The following is an 18,353-nucleotide window of genomic DNA, read 5'->3' on the forward strand; positions in this document are numbered from 1 at the left end:
ACCCGATCTGGACAACTCGGTTAATCGATATTAACCTGAATCTCAGTTATCGGCGACTAACTGGACGGCGGACGTGATGACGGTTACCCAAGAGGTCGGCAACCGCGCGGCGCACGAGGCGCTCACCAGCGACCTGCGCGCACGATTGGCGGCGGCCGCGCTCGGCGGGCCCGCCAAGGCGCGGGAGCGGCATATCGCGCGAGGCAAACTGCTACCCCGGGAGCGGGTGGACCAGCTGCTCGATCCCGGCAGCCCGTTCCTCGAGCTCTCCCCGCTCGCGGCGAACGGGATGTACGGCGACGAGTGCCCGGGCGCGGGCGTGATCGGCGGGATCGGGCGGGTGTCGGGACGCGAGTGCGTGATCGTGGCCAACGACGCCACGGTCAAGGGCGGCACCTACTACCCCCTCTCGGTGAAGAAGCATCTGCGCGCGCAGGAGGTGGCGCTGCAGAACCGGCTGCCCTGCCTGTACCTGGTCGATTCGGGCGGCGCGTTCCTGCCGCGCCAGGACGAGGTGTTCCCCGACCGAGAGCACTTCGGCCGCATCTTCTACAACCAGGCCACCATGAGCGCCAAGGGCATCCCGCAGATCGCGGCCGTGCTCGGCTCGTGCACCGCGGGCGGCGCGTACGTGCCCGCGATGAGCGACGAGGCGGTGATCGTGCGAAACCAGGGCACGATCTTCCTCGGCGGCCCGCCGCTGGTGAAGGCCGCCACCGGCGAGGTGGTCACGGCCGAGGAACTCGGCGGCGGTGAGCTGCACTCGCGCACGTCGGGCGTCACCGACCACCTGGCCGAGGACGACCAGGACGCGCTGCGCATCGTGCGCCGCATCGTGTCCACCTTCGGCCCGCGGCAGGAAAGCCCATGGGAGGTAACGGCTTCCAGGCCGCCCGCGCTAGCGGAGTCCGAGCTGTACGACGTGGTGCCCGTCGACCTGCGCACGCCCTACGACGTGCGCGAGGTCATCCACCGCATCGTGGACGGCGGCGAGCACGGCGAGAGCGGATTCCACGAGTTCAAGGCCGAGTACGGCAAGACGCTGGTCACCGGCTTCGCGCGGATCCACGGCCATCCGGTGGGCATCGTCGCCAACAACGGCGTGCTGTTCGCCGAATCCGCCATGAAGGGCGCGCATTTCATCGAGCTGTGCGACAAGCGCAAGATCCCGCTGCTGTTCCTGCAGAACATCACCGGCTTCATGGTCGGGCGCGACTACGAGGCGGGCGGCATCGCCAAGCACGGCGCGAAGATGGTGACCGCGGTGGCGTGTGCGCGGGTACCGAAGCTCACCGTCGTCATCGGCGGCTCCTACGGCGCGGGCAATTACTCGATGTGCGGGCGCGCGTATTCTCCTCGCTTCCTGTGGATGTGGCCGAACGCACGTATCTCGGTGATGGGCGGCGAACAGGCCGCCTCGGTGCTGGCCACCGTCCGCGGCGATCAGCTGGACAGCAGCGGGCAGCCCTGGTCGGAGGACGACCAGGAGGCGTTCAAGGCGCCGATCCGCGAGCAGTACGAGCACCAGGGCAACCCGTACTACTCGACGGCCCGCCTCTGGGACGACGGCGTCATCGATCCCCTCGACACCAGAACTGTCCTCGGCCTTGCCCTTTCGGTATGCGCCCAGGCGCCGCTCGAACCCGTCTCCTACGGCGTCTTCCGGATGTGATCGCGATGCTGAACAAGTCCCACCCCGTCGATTTCGACACCGTACTCGTCGCCAACCGCGGCGAGATCGCGGTGCGTGTCATCCGTACCTTGCGCGCCATGGGCATTCGCTCCGTCGCTGTCTACAGCGACGCCGACGCCGGGGCCAGGCACGTCATCGAGGCGGACACCGCCGTGCGCCTCGGCCCCGCGCCCGCCCGCGAAAGTTACCTGGACATAGGCAAAGTCGTGGCGGCCGCCGTGCGCACCGGCGCGCAGGCCGTGCACCCCGGTTACGGATTCCTCTCCGAGAACGCCGCTTTCGCCGCGGCACTGGCCGACGCGGGCATCGTCTTCCTCGGCCCGCCCGCCCGCGCCATCGAGATCATGGGCGACAAGATCGCCGCCAAGAACACCGTCGCGGCCTTCGACGTGCCGGTGGTGCCCGGCATCGCCAAGCCGGGCCTGACCGACGACGAGCTGATCGCCGCGGCCGCCGAGATCGGCTACCCGGTGCTGGTCAAGCCGTCGGCGGGCGGCGGAGGCAAGGGCATGCGCATGGTCGAGGACCCGGCGCTGCTGCCCGATGCGCTGGTCAGCGCGCGGCGCGAAGCGGGCGCCGCGTTCGGCGACGACACCCTGTTCCTGGAGCGGTTCGTCACCCGGCCCCGCCATATCGAGGTGCAGATCCTCGCCGACCAGTACGGCAACGTGCTGCACCTGGGCGAGCGCGAATGCAGCTTGCAGCGCAGGCACCAGAAGGTCATCGAGGAGGCACCCTCGCCGCTGCTGGACGCGGCCACCAGGGAGCGCATCGGGGCCGCGGCGTGCAATACCGCGCGCAGCGTGAACTACGTCGGCGCGGGCACGGTCGAATTCATCGTCTCCGCCGACCGGCCGGACGAGTTCTTCTTCATGGAGATGAACACCCGCCTCCAGGTGGAGCATCCGGTCACCGAACTGGTGACCGGTGTGGATCTGGTGGAATGCCAGGTCCGGGTCGCGGCGGGCCAGAAGATCGGCGCCCGCCAGGAGGAGATCCGGCTCACCGGGCACGCCGTCGAGGCGCGCGTCTACGCCGAGGACCCCGGCCGCGGGTTCCTGCCCACCGGCGGCGCGGTGCTGGACCTGGTGGAACCGGAAAGGCCTGGTGTGCGGGTGGATTCGGGACTGCGCGTGGGCACCGTGGTCGGCAGCGACTACGACCCGATGCTGTCCAAGGTCATCGCGCACGGCCCCGACCGCGCCGCGGCGCTCGCCGCGCTCGACCGGGCGCTGGCCGACACCGTGCTGCTCGGGGTGACCAGCAATATCGAATTCCTGCGCTTCCTGCTTGCCGACCCGGACGTGGCCGCGGGACGACTCGACACCGGTCTGCTCGACCGCAGGGTCGGCGACTTCCATCCCCAACCGGTACGCGACGAGGAATTCGTGGTCGCGGCGGCCTACCACTGGCTGCGCCGCTGGCCCGCCGAGCCGTCCGACCCGTGGGACATCCCGTCGGGCTGGCGAATCGGCGTTCCCGCGCCGACCCCGATCCGGCTGGCCGGCGGCGACCGCACCGAGCACGTCTACCTCGGCGGCCGCCCCGACGCGGCGCAGGTCCGCGTCGGCGAGGGCGAATCCCTCACGCTGAAAGCGACTTTCGCCGCGCGTACCGCGGAAAGCGGTGTGCTCACGCTGACCGTCGACGACGTGCGTCGCGACTACCGGGTGGCCGAACACGACGGACAGCTCTGGGTGGCAGGGCCCGTGGGCGTCGCGGTGCTCCGCGAGGTCGCCGAGGTGAACGTGCGCGGCGGCGGCGAACACGTCGGCGACGCCGAGATACGCAGCCCCATGCCGGGTTCGGTGATCGCCGTCCCGGTGGCATCCGGCGCGACGGTGGCGGCGGGCGCGCCCGTCGTCGTGGTGGAGGCCATGAAGATGGAGCACACGCTCACCGCGCCGGTGGCGGGCACCGTCGAAGTGCTGGTCGCACCGGGCGCCCAGGTACGCCTCGACCAGCCCCTCGCCCGCATCGTGGCCGCGGACGAAACGAATACCTCCGAACGAGAAGGAACCCTCGTATGACCGACTTTCTGTCCACCGGCACGCTGCCAGAGGACTACCGCGACCTGGCGCTGACGGTCCGCGATTTCGCCAAGCAGGTGGTGGCCCCGGTGGCCGCCGAGCACGACGCGAACCACACTTTCCCGTACGAGGTCGTCGCGGGCATGGCCGATATGGGCCTGTTCGGCCTGCCCTTCCCCGAGGAGTACGGCGGCATGGGCGGCGACTACTTCGCGCTGTGCCTCGCGCTCGAGGAACTCGGCAAGGTCGACCAGAGCGTGGCCATCACCCTGGAGGCGGGCGTCTCGCTCGGCGCCATGCCGGTCTACCGCTTCGGCGACGACAAGCAGAAGCAGGAGTGGCTGCCGCAGCTGACCAGCGGCCGCGCGCTGGCCGCCTTCGGCCTCACCGAACCGGACGCGGGCAGCGACGCGGGCGGCACCACCACCAAGGCCGTGCTGGACGACGGCACGTGGATCATCAACGGCCGCAAGCAGTTCATCACCAACTCCGGCACCGACATCACCAAGCTGGTCACGGTGACCGCGGTGACCGGAACGACCGGCGGCACGAAGGAGATCTCCACCATCCTGGTGCCGACCGACACCCCCGGCTTCGTCGCGGAGCCCGCCTACAACAAGGTCGGCTGGAACGCCTCGGACACCCACCCGCTGAGCCTCACCGACGTGCGCGTCCCGGCGGAGAACCTGCTCGGCGAGCGCGGCCGCGGCTACGCCAACTTCCTGCGCATCCTGGACGAGGGACGCATCGCGATCGCCGCGCTGTCGGTGGGCGCGGCCCAGGGCTGCGTCGACGAGAGCGTGCGCTACGCCAAGGAGCGGCTCGCCTTCGGCCAGCCCATCGGCCGCAACCAGGCCATCACCTTCAAGATCGCCCGCATGGAAGCGCGTGCGCACGCCGCGCGCACCGCCTACTACGACGCCGCCGCGCTGATGCTCGCTGGCAAGTCCTTCAAGAAGCAGGCGTCCATCGCCAAGCTGGTGGCCAGCGAGGCCGCGATGGACAACGCCCGCGACGCCACCCAGATCTTCGGCGGCAACGGCTTCATGAACGAATACGCTGTGGCCAGGCATTACCGCGACAGCAAGATCCTGGAAATCGGCGAGGGCACGACGGAGGTGCAGCTGATGCTGATCGGACGGGAGCTGGGCCTGTGAACGAGCGCAGCGAGCGAACCATCGACAAACGTCGAATCGTCCAGCGCGGCTTGTGGTTCGAGGAGTTCGAGACCGACGTCGTCTACGAGCACCGGCCCGGTCGCACCATCACCGAGGCCGACAACGTCCTGTTCACCACGCTGACCATGAACACCCAGGCGCTGCACCTGGACGCGGCCTTCAGCGACGCGCTGCCGCCGTTCAACAAGCGGCTGGTGAACTCGATGTTCACGCTGTCCACGCTGGTCGGGCTCTCGGTGGCGCAGCTGACGCAGGGCACCATCGTCGCGAACCTCGGCTTCTCCGAGATCGCCTTCCCGAAGCCGCTGTTCCACGGCGACACCATGTATGCCGAGACCGTGATCGTCGACAAGCGCGAGTCCAAGTCGCGGCCGGGCGAGGGCATCGTGACCTTCGCCCACACCGCCCGCAACCAGCACGGCGAGGTGGTGGCGACGGCCACTCGCAAGACGCTGGTCCGCAAGGCGCCGGAGCAGGCATGACGTGGCAGATGGCGGGGCCGGGCTGGTTGTTCTGCCCCGCCGACCGACCAGAGCGCTACGAGAAGGCGGCCGCGGCCGCCGATGTGGTGATCCTCGACCTGGAGGACGCTGTGGCGGCGGCGGACAAGGCCGCGGCCCGGACAGCCCTGCTGGCCACCCCGCTCGATCCCGAGACCACCGTGGTGCGGGTCAACGCGGCGGACACCGAGGAGCACGCGCTCGATCTCGCCGCACTGGCCGAGACCGGATACCGCCGCGTCATGCTGCCGAAAACCGAATCCGCCGAACAGATCACGGCGCTGGCGGACTACGAGGTGATCGCGCTGGTGGAATCGCCGCTCGGCGCGCTGGCGATCGAGCGAGCGGTCTCGGCGCGCAACGCGATCGGCGTCATGTGGGGCGCGGAGGACCTGATCGCGGGTCTGGGCGGCACCGCGAGCAGGCACGCCGACGGCAGCTATCGCGATGTGGCGCGGCACGTCCGCTCCAGCGCGTTGCTGGCCGCCAAGGCGTACGGCAAATTCGCCCTCGACTCGGTGTATCTGAACTTCCGCGATCTCGACGGCCTGCGCGGCGAGACCGACGACGCGGTGGCTGTCGGCTTCGACGCGAAGGTCGCGATCCACCCGAGTCAGGTGCCGGTGATCCGCGCGGCCTACGCACCCGCAGACGACGAAATCGCTTGGGCAAGGCGGGTACTCGACGAGGTGCCGAAGCACCGCGGTGTCTTCGCCTTCGAAGGCCGGATGGTCGACGCCCCCGTGCTCCGGCACGCCGAACAGATCGTGCGACGCGCGCACGCCTGACAACTGATCCATGAGCCAGGAGGTATTGCGGTGCAACCACAGTGGGTGCCCACCGAGCGGGACATCGCCGACGCCAAGGTGACCGATTTCGCACGGTTCGTCGCCGCGCGCACCGGCGTCGCGACGTCGGACTATCACTCGCTGTGGCAGTGGTCGGTGGACGACCTGGCCGGTTTCTGGCGGGCGGTGTGGGAGTACTTCGAGCTCGGCGACATCGACGGCGAGGTGCTGGCGAGCACGGAGATGCCCGGAGCCCGATGGTTTCCGGGCACTCGGCTCAACTATGTCGATCAGATCGTGCGCCAGGCCCGCACCGACCGGCCCGCCATCCTGGCCGTCGGCGAGGACACGCCTACCCGCGAAGTGTCCTGGGTCGAGTTGATCGACGCCACCGCCGCGTTCGCGCGTACCCTGCGCGAACTGGGCGTGCGGCCCGGTGATCGGGTGGTCGGCTACCTGCCGAACATCCCCGAGGCGGTGATCGCGTTCCTGGCGACCGCGAGCCTGGGTGCGGTCTGGAGCGCGTGCGGGCAGGACTACTCGCCGAAGGCCGCCCTCGACCGCCTCGGCCAGCTCGAACCGACCGTGCTCGTGACCGCCGACGGCTACCGATTCGGCGGCAAGGCGCACGACAAGCGCGCCGACATCGCCGCGCTACAAGAGGGTTTCGGCACCCTGCGCGCGACGGTCGCCGTCTCCCGGCTCGGCCTCGAGGTCCCCGGCGCCGTGCCGTGGGCCGAGGCGGTCGACACCGACAATGTCGCGGCGATCATCGAGACCGAGACGGTCGACTTCGATCACCCGCTGTGGATCGTCTTCTCCTCCGGCACCACCGGCCTGCCGAAAGGCATCGTGCACGGCCACGGCGGCGTGCTGCTGGAGCACCTGAAAGCGATTGCGCTGCAATCCGATATCGGGGAAGACGACACATTCTTCTGGTACACCAGCCCGAGCTGGATGATGTGGAACTTCCAGATCGCGGGCCTGCTGATCGGCGCCACGATCGTCTGCTACGACGGCAGCCCGACCTATCCCGCGCCGGACGCGCTGTGGCGGATCGCCGCCGAGACGCGGGCGACCGTGCTCGGCACCAGTCCCGGTTACGTGCTGGCGTGCATCAAGGCGGGCGTCGTCCCGCGCGACGAGCACGATCTCGCGGCGCTGCGCACGGTCGGCATCACCGGATCGGCGCTGCCGCCCTCCTCCGCACTGTGGTTGCGCGACAACGTCGGCGAGCACGTACCGGTCAATTCGATCAGCGGCGGCACCGACGTGGTCTCGGCCTTCATCGGCGGCGTTCGCACGGTGCCGGTCTGGCCCGGCGAGCTGTCGGCGCCCTACCTCGGCGTAGCGCTCGACTCGTTCGACACGGAGGGCAAGCCGGTGCGCGGCAAGGTCGGCGAACTCGTGATCACCGCGCCCATGCCGTCCATGCCGGTGAGTTTCTGGCGCGACCCGGACGGAACGCGTTACCACGACGCCTATTTCGACATGTTCCCCGGCGTCTGGCGGCACGGCGACTGGATCACCGTCACCGACCACGGCAGCATCGTCGTGCACGGCCGTTCGGATTCCACCTTGAACCGGCACGGCATCCGGATGGGCAGCGCCGACATCTACCAGTCCGTCGAGCGGCTGACGGAGATCACCGAGGCGCTGGTGATCGGCGCGGAACAGCCCGACGGCGGCTACTGGATGCCGCTGTTCGTGGTCCTCGCGCCGGGCGCGGAGCTGACCGACGAACTGCGCGAACGCATCAATTCGACCATTCGCACCGAGGTCTCGCCGCGGCACGTGCCTGACGAAATCCTGGTCGCGCCGGGCATCCCGCACACCCGCACCGGCAAGAAGCTCGAGGTGCCGATCAAGAAGCTGTTCCAGGGCGCCGAGGCCGCACGCGTGGTGGAGCGCAGCGCCGTCGACGACCCCGACCTGCTGGACTGGTACGCGAAGATCCGGCCTGCCGAGCGCTGAGGGATACCGCCGGTTCGCTCCGGCCAGGCGCGGGCTCCGATGTGCGGGCGACCGCGGCCGTCAGGCTCGGATCCGTCGAATGGCGCTGCGCCACAACGCCTCCTGCGCACCGGTGAGGGTGCGCAGCAGAGTTCCGCTGTGGCGCAACTGCCCGAGCAGCCGCACCTGGCCGGCCAGCGCCGTACGACGCACCTTGGCATCGACCTTGTCGGGGTGGCCCGCGTCGAAGGGCGGCCGCGGATCGTATTCGATGCCGAGCTGAATGACCTCGGCGCGTTCCCTGCCGAAGATCTCACCGACCAGCCACAGCGCGAGGTCGATGCCCGCCGAGACGCCCGCGGCCGTGGCGATGCGGTCGCCGATCACGAACCGCTCGCCGGGCTTCGGCACCGCTCCGAGCAGACCGAGGGGGCGCTGTGCCGCCCAATGCGTCGTGGCGGGTCTACCGTCCAGCAGACCCGCCGCGGCGAGCACTAGCGCACCCGTGCACACCGAGGTGGTCCATTCGCTGGTCCGGTGCACGGCGCGTACCCAGTCCAGTACCTTCTTGTCCGCCGCGACGGCGGTCGCGGCCGGGCCGCCGGGCACGACGACCAGCCGAGGAGCGGGCGTCTCGTCGAAGGTGTGGGTCACGCCGAGCGCGAGCGCACCGCTGTCCGTGACGACCGGACCGACCTCGTGACCGACGAAGCGGATCTCCGCGCCCGGTGCGAAGCGCAGCACCTCGTACGGGCCGATGGCGTCGAGCGCCGTCATGCCCGGGTACAACACCACCGCGATTTGAAATGCCGACACGGCAACCCCCACTTCTCTCGATGATCCGTCTGCGCGACGGCCCCGGCGCAACGGTAACACCACCGCCTCGAGTCGCGCACATTTAGTGACTATCGATTCTTGACTCAATTTTGACGCTTACCTGGCCTACTGCTCCTGTATGTTTATATCTGTTCGGTGAGCGATTCACGCCGACTGCTGGTGCCCTCGGTGCGGATGATTCGGTCGCCGAGCTCCGAACGGCACGGCGCGGCGCATCCCGCCTCGTCGTCACGCCGAGCCGAACGGCGGACCGTGTGGTCCCGGAGCGGACCAAGCCTCGGGACCACACGGAAACGACCGCCACGACGAGCCCTCGGCGCGGACCCGGCCCGTTCGACGTACCGCGACCTGGGCAAATCACAGTGCGAGCGGAGTCGTTACGATGTCCGGCATGAGTGTCGACAATCGCCGTACGGCGCGAAAGGCAGTCAGCGGCGACTCGGCACCACGGGAGATCAAGCGCAGGCCCAAGAATCGGCGAGCCCAGATCGCCGCGGCGTCCGCCGCCGCCTTCGGCGCGCTCGGCTACCACGGCGTGAGCATGGAGGACATCGCCTCCGGACTCGGGATCAGCTCGGCCGCGCTGTACCGGCACTATCCGAGCAAGTACGCGCTGTTCCGGGAGGAGTTGCTGCGGGTGGGCCGCGCGATGACGGAGTCGGTCGAGCTGCCCGACGACACCGCCGAGCTCACCCCAGAGCAGCGGCTGCACCGGGTGCTCGACGCACTGATCGGCGCGACCATCGAGAACCGTCCGAGCGTCACGCTGGTGCGCTGGGAGGGCCGCTACCTGGAGCCGGAGGATCAGCGGATCCTGGCCGAGCAGCAGGCCACCGTGCTCGACGCACTCGGCACCGAATTGCGCGGACTGCGCCCCGAACTGGACGACAACGACGTCCGGGTGCTGCGCGCCGCGCTGCTCAGCGCCATCACCAGCATCGCCGACCACCACGCCGCGCTGCCCGCGAAATCCCTTGCCCGGCTGCTCGACTCGGCTTGCTCGGCGTTGGCGCGCGCGGAGCTGCCGCCCGCGGCTGCGACCGCGGAACCCGCGACGCCGATCGAGATCCCGGAGTCGTTCAAGCACGAGCTGTTGCTGCACAAGGCGGTCGAGCTCTTCCACGAGCGTGGCTATCCCAACGTGAGCGTCGAGGAGATCGCCAGCGCCGCAGGGCTTTCCGCCGCGTCGGCGGTCTACCGCTTCTATCGCGGCAAGAGCGATCTGCTGGCCGCAGCGTTCCGCAGGGCCGCCGACCGCGTCTCGGCGGCGATCGGTCCGGCCGTCGCCACCTCCGACGGACCGGAAGCCGCGCTCACCGCGCTGATCGAAAACTACGTCGCCGGCTCGTTCGCCGAGCGCGCCCTCACGTTCGTGTATTTCACCGAGTTCCAGCATGTTCCGGCCGAGGAGCGCTCGGTACTGCGCAATATCCAAAGACTGAGCGTCGAGGAATGGGCCAAGCTGCTGCGCGAGGTGCGACCCGAGCTCTCGCCCGCCGAGGCGCGCTTCCTCATCCACGCGGCCTTCGCGCTCGTCATCGATCTCGGCCGCTCGTTCGGCAGCGAACCGCTCGCGGCGCAGGATCGGGTCCGGCTGCTGATGCGGATCGTGTTGTTCGGCCGCCCCGCTCAGGTCTAGGAGCACTCCCCCGGGATGCCGCGTGGGTCTCGCTCGCACCGTTGATGTTACCGAATATTCTGATCCCCATCGTTATGATCGTCCGGCATAACACATGTGTTACCACTAGTTTGTGATCTTTCATTCAGTTTGATTCCGGCATCAGAAAGGCGGCTTTACCGAGCATCCGTTTGGGTTAGCATCGCCGCATGGATGCGCACAAAGGCCGCGCCCCGCGTGAGAGCGCGAGCGGTGAGAACGCCGCGCCAAAGGTGATCCGACGACGGCCGCGAAACCGGCGAGCGCAGATCGCGGCGACCTCCGCCGAAGCCTTCGGCGCACTGGGGTACCACGGCGTCAGCATGGAGGAGATCGCATCCCGGCTCGACATCAGCTCCACCGCGCTGTACCGCCACTACCCGAGCAAATACGCGTTGTTCCGCGAGGAGGCATTGCGACTGAGCGCGCTCTGCGCCGAAGCCGTGCAGCTGCCCGACGACCTGGCCGACGCCCCGGCGAGCCTGCGGCTCGAGCACATTCTCGACACGCTCATCGAGAAGTCCATCGCCAACCGCCGCGGCGCGGCTCTGCTGCGGTGGCAGAGCCGCTACCTCGAGCAGGAGGACTACCGGGTCCTGATCGAGCAGCTGATCGAGGCGTACCGGGTGGTCGGCGGGTTGCTCGCGGAGGCGCGGCCCGAGCAGGTGGGCGCGGACAGCATCGTCCTGGCCACTGCCGCGCTCAGCGTCATCGGCAGCATCTCCGATCACCACGTGTCGATTCCGGTGCGTTCGCTGACCAGGCTGCTGCGCACGGCGTGCCTGGATGTCGTGCGTTCCGACCTGCCGCCGGTCGGCGAGGCGCCGGTCGCCGACGGCGCCACCGAGGTGCCGCTGCGCTTCAAGCACGAGCTGTTGCTGCGGCGCGCCATCGAACTGTTCCACGAACGCGGCTATCCCAACGTGAGCGTCGAGGACATCGCCAATGCCGCGGAACTGCCCGCGTCCTCGGCCGTCTACCGCTTCTACCGGAGCAAGGGCGACATCCTGGCCGCCGCGTTCCGCCGTGCGGCGGACCGGGTTTCGGCCGCCATCGGCCCCGCGATCGCCGCCTCCGCGGGTGACCCCGAGCGCGCCCTGACCCGGCTGATCGAGCTGTACGTCGCCGGTTCCTTCGCCGAGCGGGAACTGACCTTCGTCTACTACGCCGAGATCAGCAACGTGCCGCAGGAGGACCGCACCGTGCTGCGGAACATCCAGCGGCTCAACGTCGAAGAGTGGGCCAAGCTCGTCGTCGGGGTGCGCCCGGAACTGTCCGCCGCCGAGTCGCGGGTGCTGGTGCACGCCGCCTTCGCACTCGTCGTCGACCTCGGCCAGTGGCTGGGCCCCGACAACCCGATCTGCTCGCAGGCGCGGGTGATCCACCTGATGCAGGTCATCCTGTTCGGGCGGCCCGCCGCGACGACTCGGTGATCAGAGACGAAAGACGAAGCGCTACTGCTGCGGCGAGGGGACCAGCGGTGAATTCACCTTGTTCACCAGCCACTTGCCGTCCACCTTCGCCATCCGCATCACCATGGACAGCTGACCCGGCGCGGGCTTGCCCTGGGTGCCGACACTGGTGATGGTCTGGCCGATCACCACGATCGCCTCCGCGGAGGTCTCGTCACCGCTCTTCACCGCGCACTGCACGTCGTTGGTCTTGGAAACCACCTCACCCTGGGTCAGCACCTCTTTCAGCTCGCGGCTGGTGTCGTCGAACTGCTTCTTCCAGTCGCCCGTCGCGCCGTCGAGCACCGCGGCGAAATAGGCGTCGAGGTTCTTGGCGTCGTAGTTCGCGAGCACCGGCGCGTACGCGCAGGCGGCCGCCTTGGCCTCCTCATGGGCTTCCAGCAGCGCCTCGTTGTTCCGGTTCTGTACGAAGAACCAGCCGGTCGAAGCGACCGCGGCGCCCAGCAGCACGGCCACCGCGGCACGTGCCGCAACGACGCCATTGGCGCCGCCTGGAATGCGCAGACGATCGCGCCAACTTGTCTCCGCCGCAGCTGGTTTCGCGTCCACCGTGGCGCCTGCGGCGGTGGAATCCGCCGCTTTCACCTCGCCGTCCGCCACAGCTGGTTTCGCATCGGTGGACACCACTGCCTTCACCTCGCCCTCCGACGCAGCCGGTTTCGCGGCGGCGACGGCGGACACATCCGAGGACGCAGCCGGTTTCGCATCGCTCTGCGCCGCAGCAGCTTTCACATCCGCAGCCGTCTCATCGGCTGCCTTCGCCGTGTTGTCCCCCGCGACGGACGCGGCGCCGCTATCGACATCGTTGTCACTCATGGCATTTCCTTCCTATCGCCCGGGAACGGGACGGGACAATTCGTTGCCGGTCACGCCAGGCGGCGGGCCGGACCCGTTGTCGGGCACATTGGGCCGCGGCGCGTTCGCCGAACCGCGCACCTGGAGTGCCGGGTTGTTCGTGACGCAGTAGTTGTAGAGCCGCACCCTGGTGTCGGTGGTGGCCAGCGTCGGGACGACGGGGATGGTCTCGTAGTCGCAGGTCGGCCGCGGCCACGGGTCTACGAGGGTGTGGAAGGCGCCGTCGTGCGCGGGGATGCCGATCGCCTCGGTGCCTTCGCGCAGCGCGGGGAACAGCGCCGCGATGGCGGGCTGGCGCAGCTTCGCTGATTTGGTGATGGCCACGAAGTTCGTCACCAGATTGGTCACGGGGTCCTCGGTCTCGGTGACGAAGCCGCCCAGCGTCGCCAGCTGACCCGGTGCGAGGTCGAGGAAGCGCCTGACCTCCTGATCGGCGGCGGTCAGCTGCTCGAACAGCGCGCCCGCGCCGGTGGTCAGTGTCGTCAGATCGGGCTGGGCGTGCGAGGTGGTCTCCGCGATGATCTCGAGGTTCTCGATCAACTGCCTGGTCTGCGGCAGCAGATCGGTGAGGCCCGCCATGGCCCTGCTGATGCCGGAGATCATGTTGCGCAACCGATCCGGGCCGCCCGCGAGCGCCTTGTCCAGCTCGTCGATGATGACGGTGAGCCGCTGCGGGTTCATGCCGCCGATCATGCCGCTCACGTTCGCGAGCACGGACTGCACCGAGACCGGGGCCTTGGTCTGGGACATCGCCACCACATCGCCATCGGCGAGGTACGGGCCGGTGTCGGAGTCGGGCCGGAAATCCAAGTATTGCTCCCCCGCCGCGGACAGGCGACCGACGGCGACGGTACCGCCCACGGGAATGCGTGCTGCGGAATGGATTTCGGCGACGGCCGCGATCCCGATGTCGGCGACCCTCACCTCGCGCACCCGCCCGACCCTGGTGCCGCGGAAGGTGACGTCGTTGTTGGCCAGCAATCCGCCCGAGGTCTGCAATTCCACGGTGACGAGGTAGGTGTTCGGCAGCGGGTTGAAGCGCAGCACCTGCGCGCCCAGATACGCCGAGCCGAGGATCAGCACGAGCACGAGGCCGATGTTGGCGACCGCGATCCGCTTGCGGACCAGGTAATTCCAGAGTGGGATGTTCATCGGCCGCCCTCCGTGCGCGGCGGGCTGGTCAGCCTGCCGATCACCTTCTCGATGACCTGCGCGAGGCTGCCGATGAAGGCGGGCACGTCACCGACCTCCGGCCAACGGCTGCCCCGCGGATCGGTCAGCGCGCCCACGCTCAGGTAGGAAACCGTCGCCGCGACCGACAGATTCGGACCGTCGAAGGAGGCCATGATCGACGGGTACAGCTGATCGAAGCGCTCCAACGCTTGGCCGAGTTCGTCGCCCATCTGGGTGAATCCGGACATCAGGCGCTGGATGCTGTCGAACAGGCTCACGAACTCGGGGCCGGTGGTCTCGGTGAAATCGCCGAGCGCGGACATGGTCACCGACACCTTGCCGATCAATGCCGAGATGTCCCTGTTGTTCTCGGCGAACAGGCCGAGCAGCGCGGGGAAGGTGTCGGCGGCCTCGCCGAGTTCGGCTTTGCGCGCGGCCAATTCGCCGGTGAGCACGTTGACGCCGGACAGCACGCTGTCGATGTCCGCGGTCCTGCGGTTGAGCGCCTCGATGGCGCTGCTCAATTCGGTCAGCAGATGCGCGAGCTGCGGTGCTCGCCCGGCGAACATCGCATTCATCTCGGAGGTGATCTTGGCGGCCTGATTGAGGCCGCCGCCGTTGAGCAGCATGGAGATCGAGACCATCAACTGCTCCACCGAGGCGCCCGCCGAGGTGTGCTCGGCGCCGATGGTGTCACCTGGCCGCAGCATCTGCGCGCCGTCCTGCGCGGCGGGCAGCGTCATGGCGACGAAGATGTCGCCGAGCGGGGTGGCCTGCCGCAGCTCCGCGGTGGTACCGCGCGGCAGCCGGATGTCCTCGCGGATCTCCATTTCCACGTCGGCGATGAAGTTCGTTGTGCTGATGCCGGTGACAACGCCGATGTCGGTGCCGCCGATCTTCACGTGCGCGCGATCGGGCAGATTGAGCGCGTCGCGGAACGCGGCGTGGATCTTGTAGCCGGGTGCGCCGATGCCCGGCTGGGGCAGCGGGACGTTGTCCACGGTCACCGCGCATCCGGTCGCCGTGCCGATGCTCGCGGCCACCAGCCCGGCCGCGAGGGTGCGTCGCAGCACCGCCTTCGTCCTCATTTCGCGATCCCCAGCAGTGCGGCGGTGAGACCGAAATCCGGTCCCATGTCCTGAATCTTCCCGGTCCGGCAACCGTCGAGCCGCAGCTGAATCCGCTCGCAGAACAGCGCGAGCGCCTCGCCGTCCAGCACGATCTTGTCCAGCAGGCCGTGCAGTCGTACGGCGCCGTGCTCGCGGCTCATCGAGTTGGTGATGTTCTGGAAGAACAGCGGTGTGACGTCGACGATTTCGGTCAGCTGACGCGCGTTGGCGCGCATCTGCTCGGTGATCGCCACGAAGCGGGTCAGCGCGCCCGCCAGCTGATCCCGATTCTGTCCGACCACCGTCGCGGTGTTGTTCACGAAATCGTTGAGCTGGGTGAGCACCGCGTGCAGGCCGGGCGACTGCTCGCCCATCAGCTGCACCAATTCGGTGAGCCTGCCGCTGAAGTCGCGCACCGTCTGGTCGTTGGACGCGATCACCTGGGTGATCTCGTTCAGCTTGATGATGGTGTTGGCGATCTGGTCCCCGTTGGCGAAGGTCACCTCGAAGGCCGAGGAGAGCGCGTCCAGCGTCTCCCGCAGCCGGTCGCCGTTGCCGTCGAGCAGCGGGAACAGTACCCGGCTTGCCATCGGCCCGTTCTCGCTGTCGCCCTTCAACGCCGCGCCCAGCTGGTCGAAATTCTCCAGGATCCGGTCCAATTCGACCGGCGTCCTGGTGCGGGCGAGCGGGATGTGCGCACCGTCGGCGAGCGTCGGTCCGTCACCGGTGTAGGCGGGGGCCAGCTCCACGTGCCGATTCGTGATCAGCTGCGGCGAGACCAGCGCCGCGATGGCGTCGGCGGGCACCTTCACGCTCTTGTCGATGGACATGGTGACCTCGACGTAGCTGCCGCGCGCGGTGACCGTGTCGACCCGGCCGACCGGAACGCCGAGGACGGCCACCTCGTTGCCCGCGTAGAGCCCGGCGACGTTCTCGAAATCGGCGCTGATCCGCAGATGTTCGCCGAGATACTGGTCGGGCAGCGAACTCACGCTCTCGGGCAGCAGCGAACAGCCGCTGCCCACGGCCGCGGCGACGCACACCGAGACCAGTTTCAAGACCGCACGAATCCTCATCAGTTGCACCCCGGTACCGCTTGTGCGAAACAAAGCCAGTTGTCCGGGAAGATCCACGGCGCCCAGACCTCGCCGTACGGCCCGTTGCCGAGCGCGTTGTTGAACTGCCGCATGGCGACCGGCATGATCTCGTACAGCCGGTCCAGGTTCTCCCGGTTCTTCTCCAGACCCTCGGTCATGGTGTTCAGGTTCTGGATGAGCGGGCCGAGCTGGTCGTTGTTCTCGACGCCCATCTCCTGCAACAGGGCCGACAGCGCCGCGACGTTGTCGAGCAGTTGCCGCAGCAGGTCCTGCCGCAACGCCACCGCGTTGCCGATCGCCTCGCCGCGGGTGAGCAGCAGCAGCACGCTGTTCTGGTTGTCCGCGACCAGCTGCGACACCTGATCCATGCTCTTCAGCAGCGTGTCGACCTCGTCGCGACGATCGTTGATCACCTTGGCCAGCGCGCCGATGCTGTCCAGCGCGGCGACGGTCAGCTGCGGCGAGTCGCCCATCTGCTGGTCGAGCACGTCCAGCGCCTGGCGCAGCTTGCCTGGGTCGATGCGCTCGATCCGTTCGAAGGACGACTTGTACTGCGGGTCCTGGATCACCTTGCCGAGGTTGTACGGCACCGAAGTGTTCGACAGCCGGATGACATTGTCCGGCAGGCCCTTTCCATCCCCGGGTGTGAGCTCGACGTGCAGCCTGCCCAGGATCGTCGACATCTTGATGGCTGCCCGCGCGTTCGGCCCGAGCCGCAGGTCGCGGCGCACCCGCAGATCCACCACCACCTTGTCGCCCGCCAGCCGGACCGCGCGGACCTGGCCGACCTCGATGCCGGAGACGTCGACAGTCGCCCCCGGCCGCAGCCCCGCCGCCTGGGCGAACTCGGCCTTGATCGTCTTGTCCGCCAGCCGCGCCTCGGACACCACGCTCGAACCGACCAGCAGCAACGCCACGAAGCCCGCCGCGATCACGCCGAGCCAGAGGTAGCGGTTCTTCGAATACCTCGGCAACCGAATCCGCGTCATCACCGGCACACCTCCGACTGAGAATTACCGCCGACCTGCGAGAACAGCCCCGGCGGGAGCAGCACGCCCCACAGCGAGACGTCCAACCGGCAGATGTAGGCGTTGCCGTACGTGCCGTAGCTGGTGAAGCGAGCCAGCGCGTTGAGCAAGTTGGGGAACTGCACTGCGGCCTTGTCCAGCGCGGCGCCGTTGAGCAGCAGCATGGCGATGCCGGTGGTCGCGTCGTCCTGCGCCCTGGCCAGGTCGGGCTGCACCTGAGCGATCAGCGAGACCAGCGAATCGGTGGACTCGGCCACCAGATCGACGGACTGCTTCAGCGACTCGCCTTCCGCGTAGAGCGCCTCGACCAGGGCCCTCGACTGGACGATGAGGGTCTCCAATTCGCTCGAGCGGTGCGCCAATCCGCTGATCACGCTGCTCAGGTTGGTGATCACGTCGCCGAGGATGCGGTCGCGCTGGCCGAAGGTGCCTGCCAGATCGGCGGCCTGGGTGATCAGCGTGCTCAGCGAGACGCCGTCGCCCTGCAACGCCTGAATCAGCGTCTCCGACAGCGAGTTCACCTGATCGGGCTGCAACACGCTGAACAGCGGCTCGAAACCGGAGAGCAGCGCCGAGACGTCGAAGGACGGCTCGGTGTTCGCCAACGAGATGTGACCGCCCGGACGCAGCGGGTCGCCCTCCTCCTTGCCCGGTACGAGCGCGATATAGCGCTGGCCGATGAGATTCTGATATCGCACAAGGGCTTTGGTCGTTGTGGTCAGCCGCTGCCTGTCCTGGATGCGGAAATCGATGACGGCCTTGTAGTCGTCGTCGAAATCGATCCGATCGACCCGGCCGACCCGCACGCCCGCCATGCGGACGTCGTCGCCGACCCGCACGCCCATCACGTCGGAGAAAGTCGCGGAGTAGGTGTGCGTGTCGCCGGGCACCGAGCGCTGCAAGGTCGACCAGATCGTGTAGGTCAGCGCGATGGCAAGCACCGCGAAAAGACTGAAGCCCGCGAGGGCCTTTCCGGATTTCAT

Annotated in this window: 15 protein-coding genes; 8 read left to right on the top strand and 7 right to left on the bottom strand. The window is 68.5% G+C overall.

Annotation, left to right across the window (positions count from 1 at the left end; all coding sequences use genetic code 11):
* Positions 1-76 precede the first annotated feature (76 nt).
* The 6 genes from AC3ERS_RS08340 to AC3ERS_RS08365 are packed head-to-tail and all read left to right on the top strand — an operon-like array spanning position 77 to position 8,163.
* Positions 77-1,672 carry a carboxyl transferase domain-containing protein gene (locus tag AC3ERS_RS08340; protein ID WP_431965167.1) on the top strand — a complete coding sequence of 532 codons (1,596 nt, stop codon included), beginning with the start codon at positions 77-79 and terminating at the stop codon, positions 1,670-1,672.
* 5 nt (positions 1,673-1,677) lie between these two features.
* Positions 1,678-3,723 (top strand): acetyl/propionyl/methylcrotonyl-CoA carboxylase subunit alpha, encoded by a 2,046-nt coding sequence (locus AC3ERS_RS08345; RefSeq protein WP_431965169.1) that lies wholly within the window; start codon positions 1,678-1,680, stop codon positions 3,721-3,723.
* Positions 3,720-4,880, top strand: coding sequence for an acyl-CoA dehydrogenase family protein (locus AC3ERS_RS08350; RefSeq protein ID WP_431965171.1), 1,161 nt, complete (start codon positions 3,720-3,722; stop codon positions 4,878-4,880). The genes AC3ERS_RS08345 and AC3ERS_RS08350 overlap by 4 nt, the downstream gene beginning before the upstream one ends.
* Entirely contained in the window at positions 4,877-5,383 is a 507-nt protein-coding gene (locus tag AC3ERS_RS08355; protein ID WP_431965173.1) for a MaoC family dehydratase, read from the top strand. Before AC3ERS_RS08350 ends, AC3ERS_RS08355 begins: the two co-directional genes overlap by 4 nt.
* The gene (locus AC3ERS_RS08360) at positions 5,380-6,189 is read left to right on the top strand and encodes an HpcH/HpaI aldolase/citrate lyase family protein (protein ID WP_431965175.1); all 810 of its coding nucleotides are present in this window, start codon (positions 5,380-5,382) and stop codon (positions 6,187-6,189) included. The genes AC3ERS_RS08355 and AC3ERS_RS08360 overlap by 4 nt, the downstream gene beginning before the upstream one ends.
* A 30-nt stretch (positions 6,190-6,219) precedes the next feature.
* Entirely contained in the window at positions 6,220-8,163 is a 1,944-nt protein-coding gene (locus AC3ERS_RS08365) for an acetoacetate--CoA ligase (RefSeq protein ID WP_431965177.1), read from the top strand.
* 60 nt (positions 8,164-8,223) lie between these two features.
* Here the strand turns inward: AC3ERS_RS08365 and AC3ERS_RS08370 are convergent, their stop codons facing one another.
* Positions 8,224-8,958, bottom strand: coding sequence for a DJ-1/PfpI family protein (locus tag AC3ERS_RS08370; RefSeq protein ID WP_431965179.1), 735 nt, complete (start codon positions 8,956-8,958; stop codon positions 8,224-8,226).
* A 412-nt stretch (positions 8,959-9,370) separates the two neighbouring features.
* Between AC3ERS_RS08370 and AC3ERS_RS08375 the strand changes: the two genes are divergently transcribed.
* Positions 9,371-10,618 carry a TetR/AcrR family transcriptional regulator gene (locus AC3ERS_RS08375; RefSeq protein WP_431965181.1) on the top strand — a complete coding sequence of 416 codons (1,248 nt, stop codon included), beginning with the start codon at positions 9,371-9,373 and terminating at the stop codon, positions 10,616-10,618.
* A 188-nt stretch (positions 10,619-10,806) separates the two neighbouring features.
* Positions 10,807-12,069: a TetR/AcrR family transcriptional regulator gene (locus AC3ERS_RS08380; protein ID WP_431965183.1), complete on the top strand. Its 1,263-nt coding sequence runs from the start codon at positions 10,807-10,809 to the stop codon at positions 12,067-12,069.
* A 21-nt stretch (positions 12,070-12,090) separates the two neighbouring features.
* On the opposite strand, the gene AC3ERS_RS08385 is transcribed toward AC3ERS_RS08380, so the two are convergent.
* Genes AC3ERS_RS08385 through AC3ERS_RS08410 form a run of 6 tightly spaced genes read right to left on the bottom strand, consistent with a single transcriptional unit; the run spans position 12,091 to position 18,353 of the window.
* The gene (locus tag AC3ERS_RS08385; RefSeq protein ID WP_431965185.1) at positions 12,091-12,924 is read right to left on the bottom strand and encodes a hypothetical protein; all 834 of its coding nucleotides are present in this window, start codon (positions 12,922-12,924) and stop codon (positions 12,091-12,093) included.
* 12 nt (positions 12,925-12,936) lie between these two features.
* Complete coding sequence (locus tag AC3ERS_RS08390; protein WP_431965187.1) at positions 12,937-14,115, bottom strand: MCE family protein; 1,179 nt, start codon at positions 14,113-14,115, stop codon at positions 12,937-12,939.
* On the bottom strand, positions 14,112-15,224 hold the full coding sequence (locus AC3ERS_RS08395) for an MCE family protein (RefSeq protein WP_431965189.1): 1,113 nt from the start codon (positions 15,222-15,224) through the stop codon (positions 14,112-14,114). Before AC3ERS_RS08395 ends, AC3ERS_RS08390 begins: the two co-directional genes overlap by 4 nt.
* On the bottom strand, positions 15,221-16,321 hold the full coding sequence (locus AC3ERS_RS08400; RefSeq protein WP_431965191.1) for an MCE family protein: 1,101 nt from the start codon (positions 16,319-16,321) through the stop codon (positions 15,221-15,223). The genes AC3ERS_RS08395 and AC3ERS_RS08400 overlap by 4 nt, the downstream gene beginning before the upstream one ends.
* Positions 16,321-17,331 carry an MCE family protein gene (locus tag AC3ERS_RS08405; protein ID WP_431965193.1) on the bottom strand — a complete coding sequence of 337 codons (1,011 nt, stop codon included), beginning with the start codon at positions 17,329-17,331 and terminating at the stop codon, positions 16,321-16,323. The genes AC3ERS_RS08400 and AC3ERS_RS08405 overlap by 1 nt, the downstream gene beginning before the upstream one ends.
* Positions 17,331-18,353: an MlaD family protein gene (locus AC3ERS_RS08410; RefSeq protein WP_431965195.1), complete on the bottom strand. Its 1,023-nt coding sequence runs from the start codon at positions 18,351-18,353 to the stop codon at positions 17,331-17,333. Before AC3ERS_RS08410 ends, AC3ERS_RS08405 begins: the two co-directional genes overlap by 1 nt.

The organism is Nocardia sp. bgisy134 (genome assembly GCF_057708325.1).

Coding starts and splice junctions, on each gene's coding strand:
- AC3ERS_RS08340 (WP_431965167.1), top strand. CDS start 77: ATGACGGTTACCCAAGAGGTCGGCAACCGCGCGGCGCACGAGGCGCTC.
- AC3ERS_RS08345 (WP_431965169.1), top strand. CDS start 1,678: ATGCTGAACAAGTCCCACCCCGTCGATTTCGACACCGTACTCGTCGCC.
- AC3ERS_RS08350 (WP_431965171.1), top strand. CDS start 3,720: ATGACCGACTTTCTGTCCACCGGCACGCTGCCAGAGGACTACCGCGAC.
- AC3ERS_RS08360 (WP_431965175.1), top strand. CDS start 5,380: ATGACGTGGCAGATGGCGGGGCCGGGCTGGTTGTTCTGCCCCGCCGAC.
- AC3ERS_RS08375 (WP_431965181.1), top strand. CDS start 9,371: ATGAGTGTCGACAATCGCCGTACGGCGCGAAAGGCAGTCAGCGGCGAC.
- AC3ERS_RS08380 (WP_431965183.1), top strand. CDS start 10,807: ATGGATGCGCACAAAGGCCGCGCCCCGCGTGAGAGCGCGAGCGGTGAG.
- AC3ERS_RS08385 (WP_431965185.1), bottom strand. CDS start 12,924: ATGAGTGACAACGATGTCGATAGCGGCGCCGCGTCCGTCGCGGGGGAC.
- AC3ERS_RS08390 (WP_431965187.1), bottom strand. CDS start 14,115: ATGAACATCCCACTCTGGAATTACCTGGTCCGCAAGCGGATCGCGGTC.
- AC3ERS_RS08395 (WP_431965189.1), bottom strand. CDS start 15,224: ATGAGGACGAAGGCGGTGCTGCGACGCACCCTCGCGGCCGGGCTGGTG.
- AC3ERS_RS08400 (WP_431965191.1), bottom strand. CDS start 16,321: ATGAGGATTCGTGCGGTCTTGAAACTGGTCTCGGTGTGCGTCGCCGCG.
- AC3ERS_RS08405 (WP_431965193.1), bottom strand. CDS start 17,331: ATGACGCGGATTCGGTTGCCGAGGTATTCGAAGAACCGCTACCTCTGG.
- AC3ERS_RS08410 (WP_431965195.1), bottom strand. CDS start 18,353: ATGAAATCCGGAAAGGCCCTCGCGGGCTTCAGTCTTTTCGCGGTGCTT.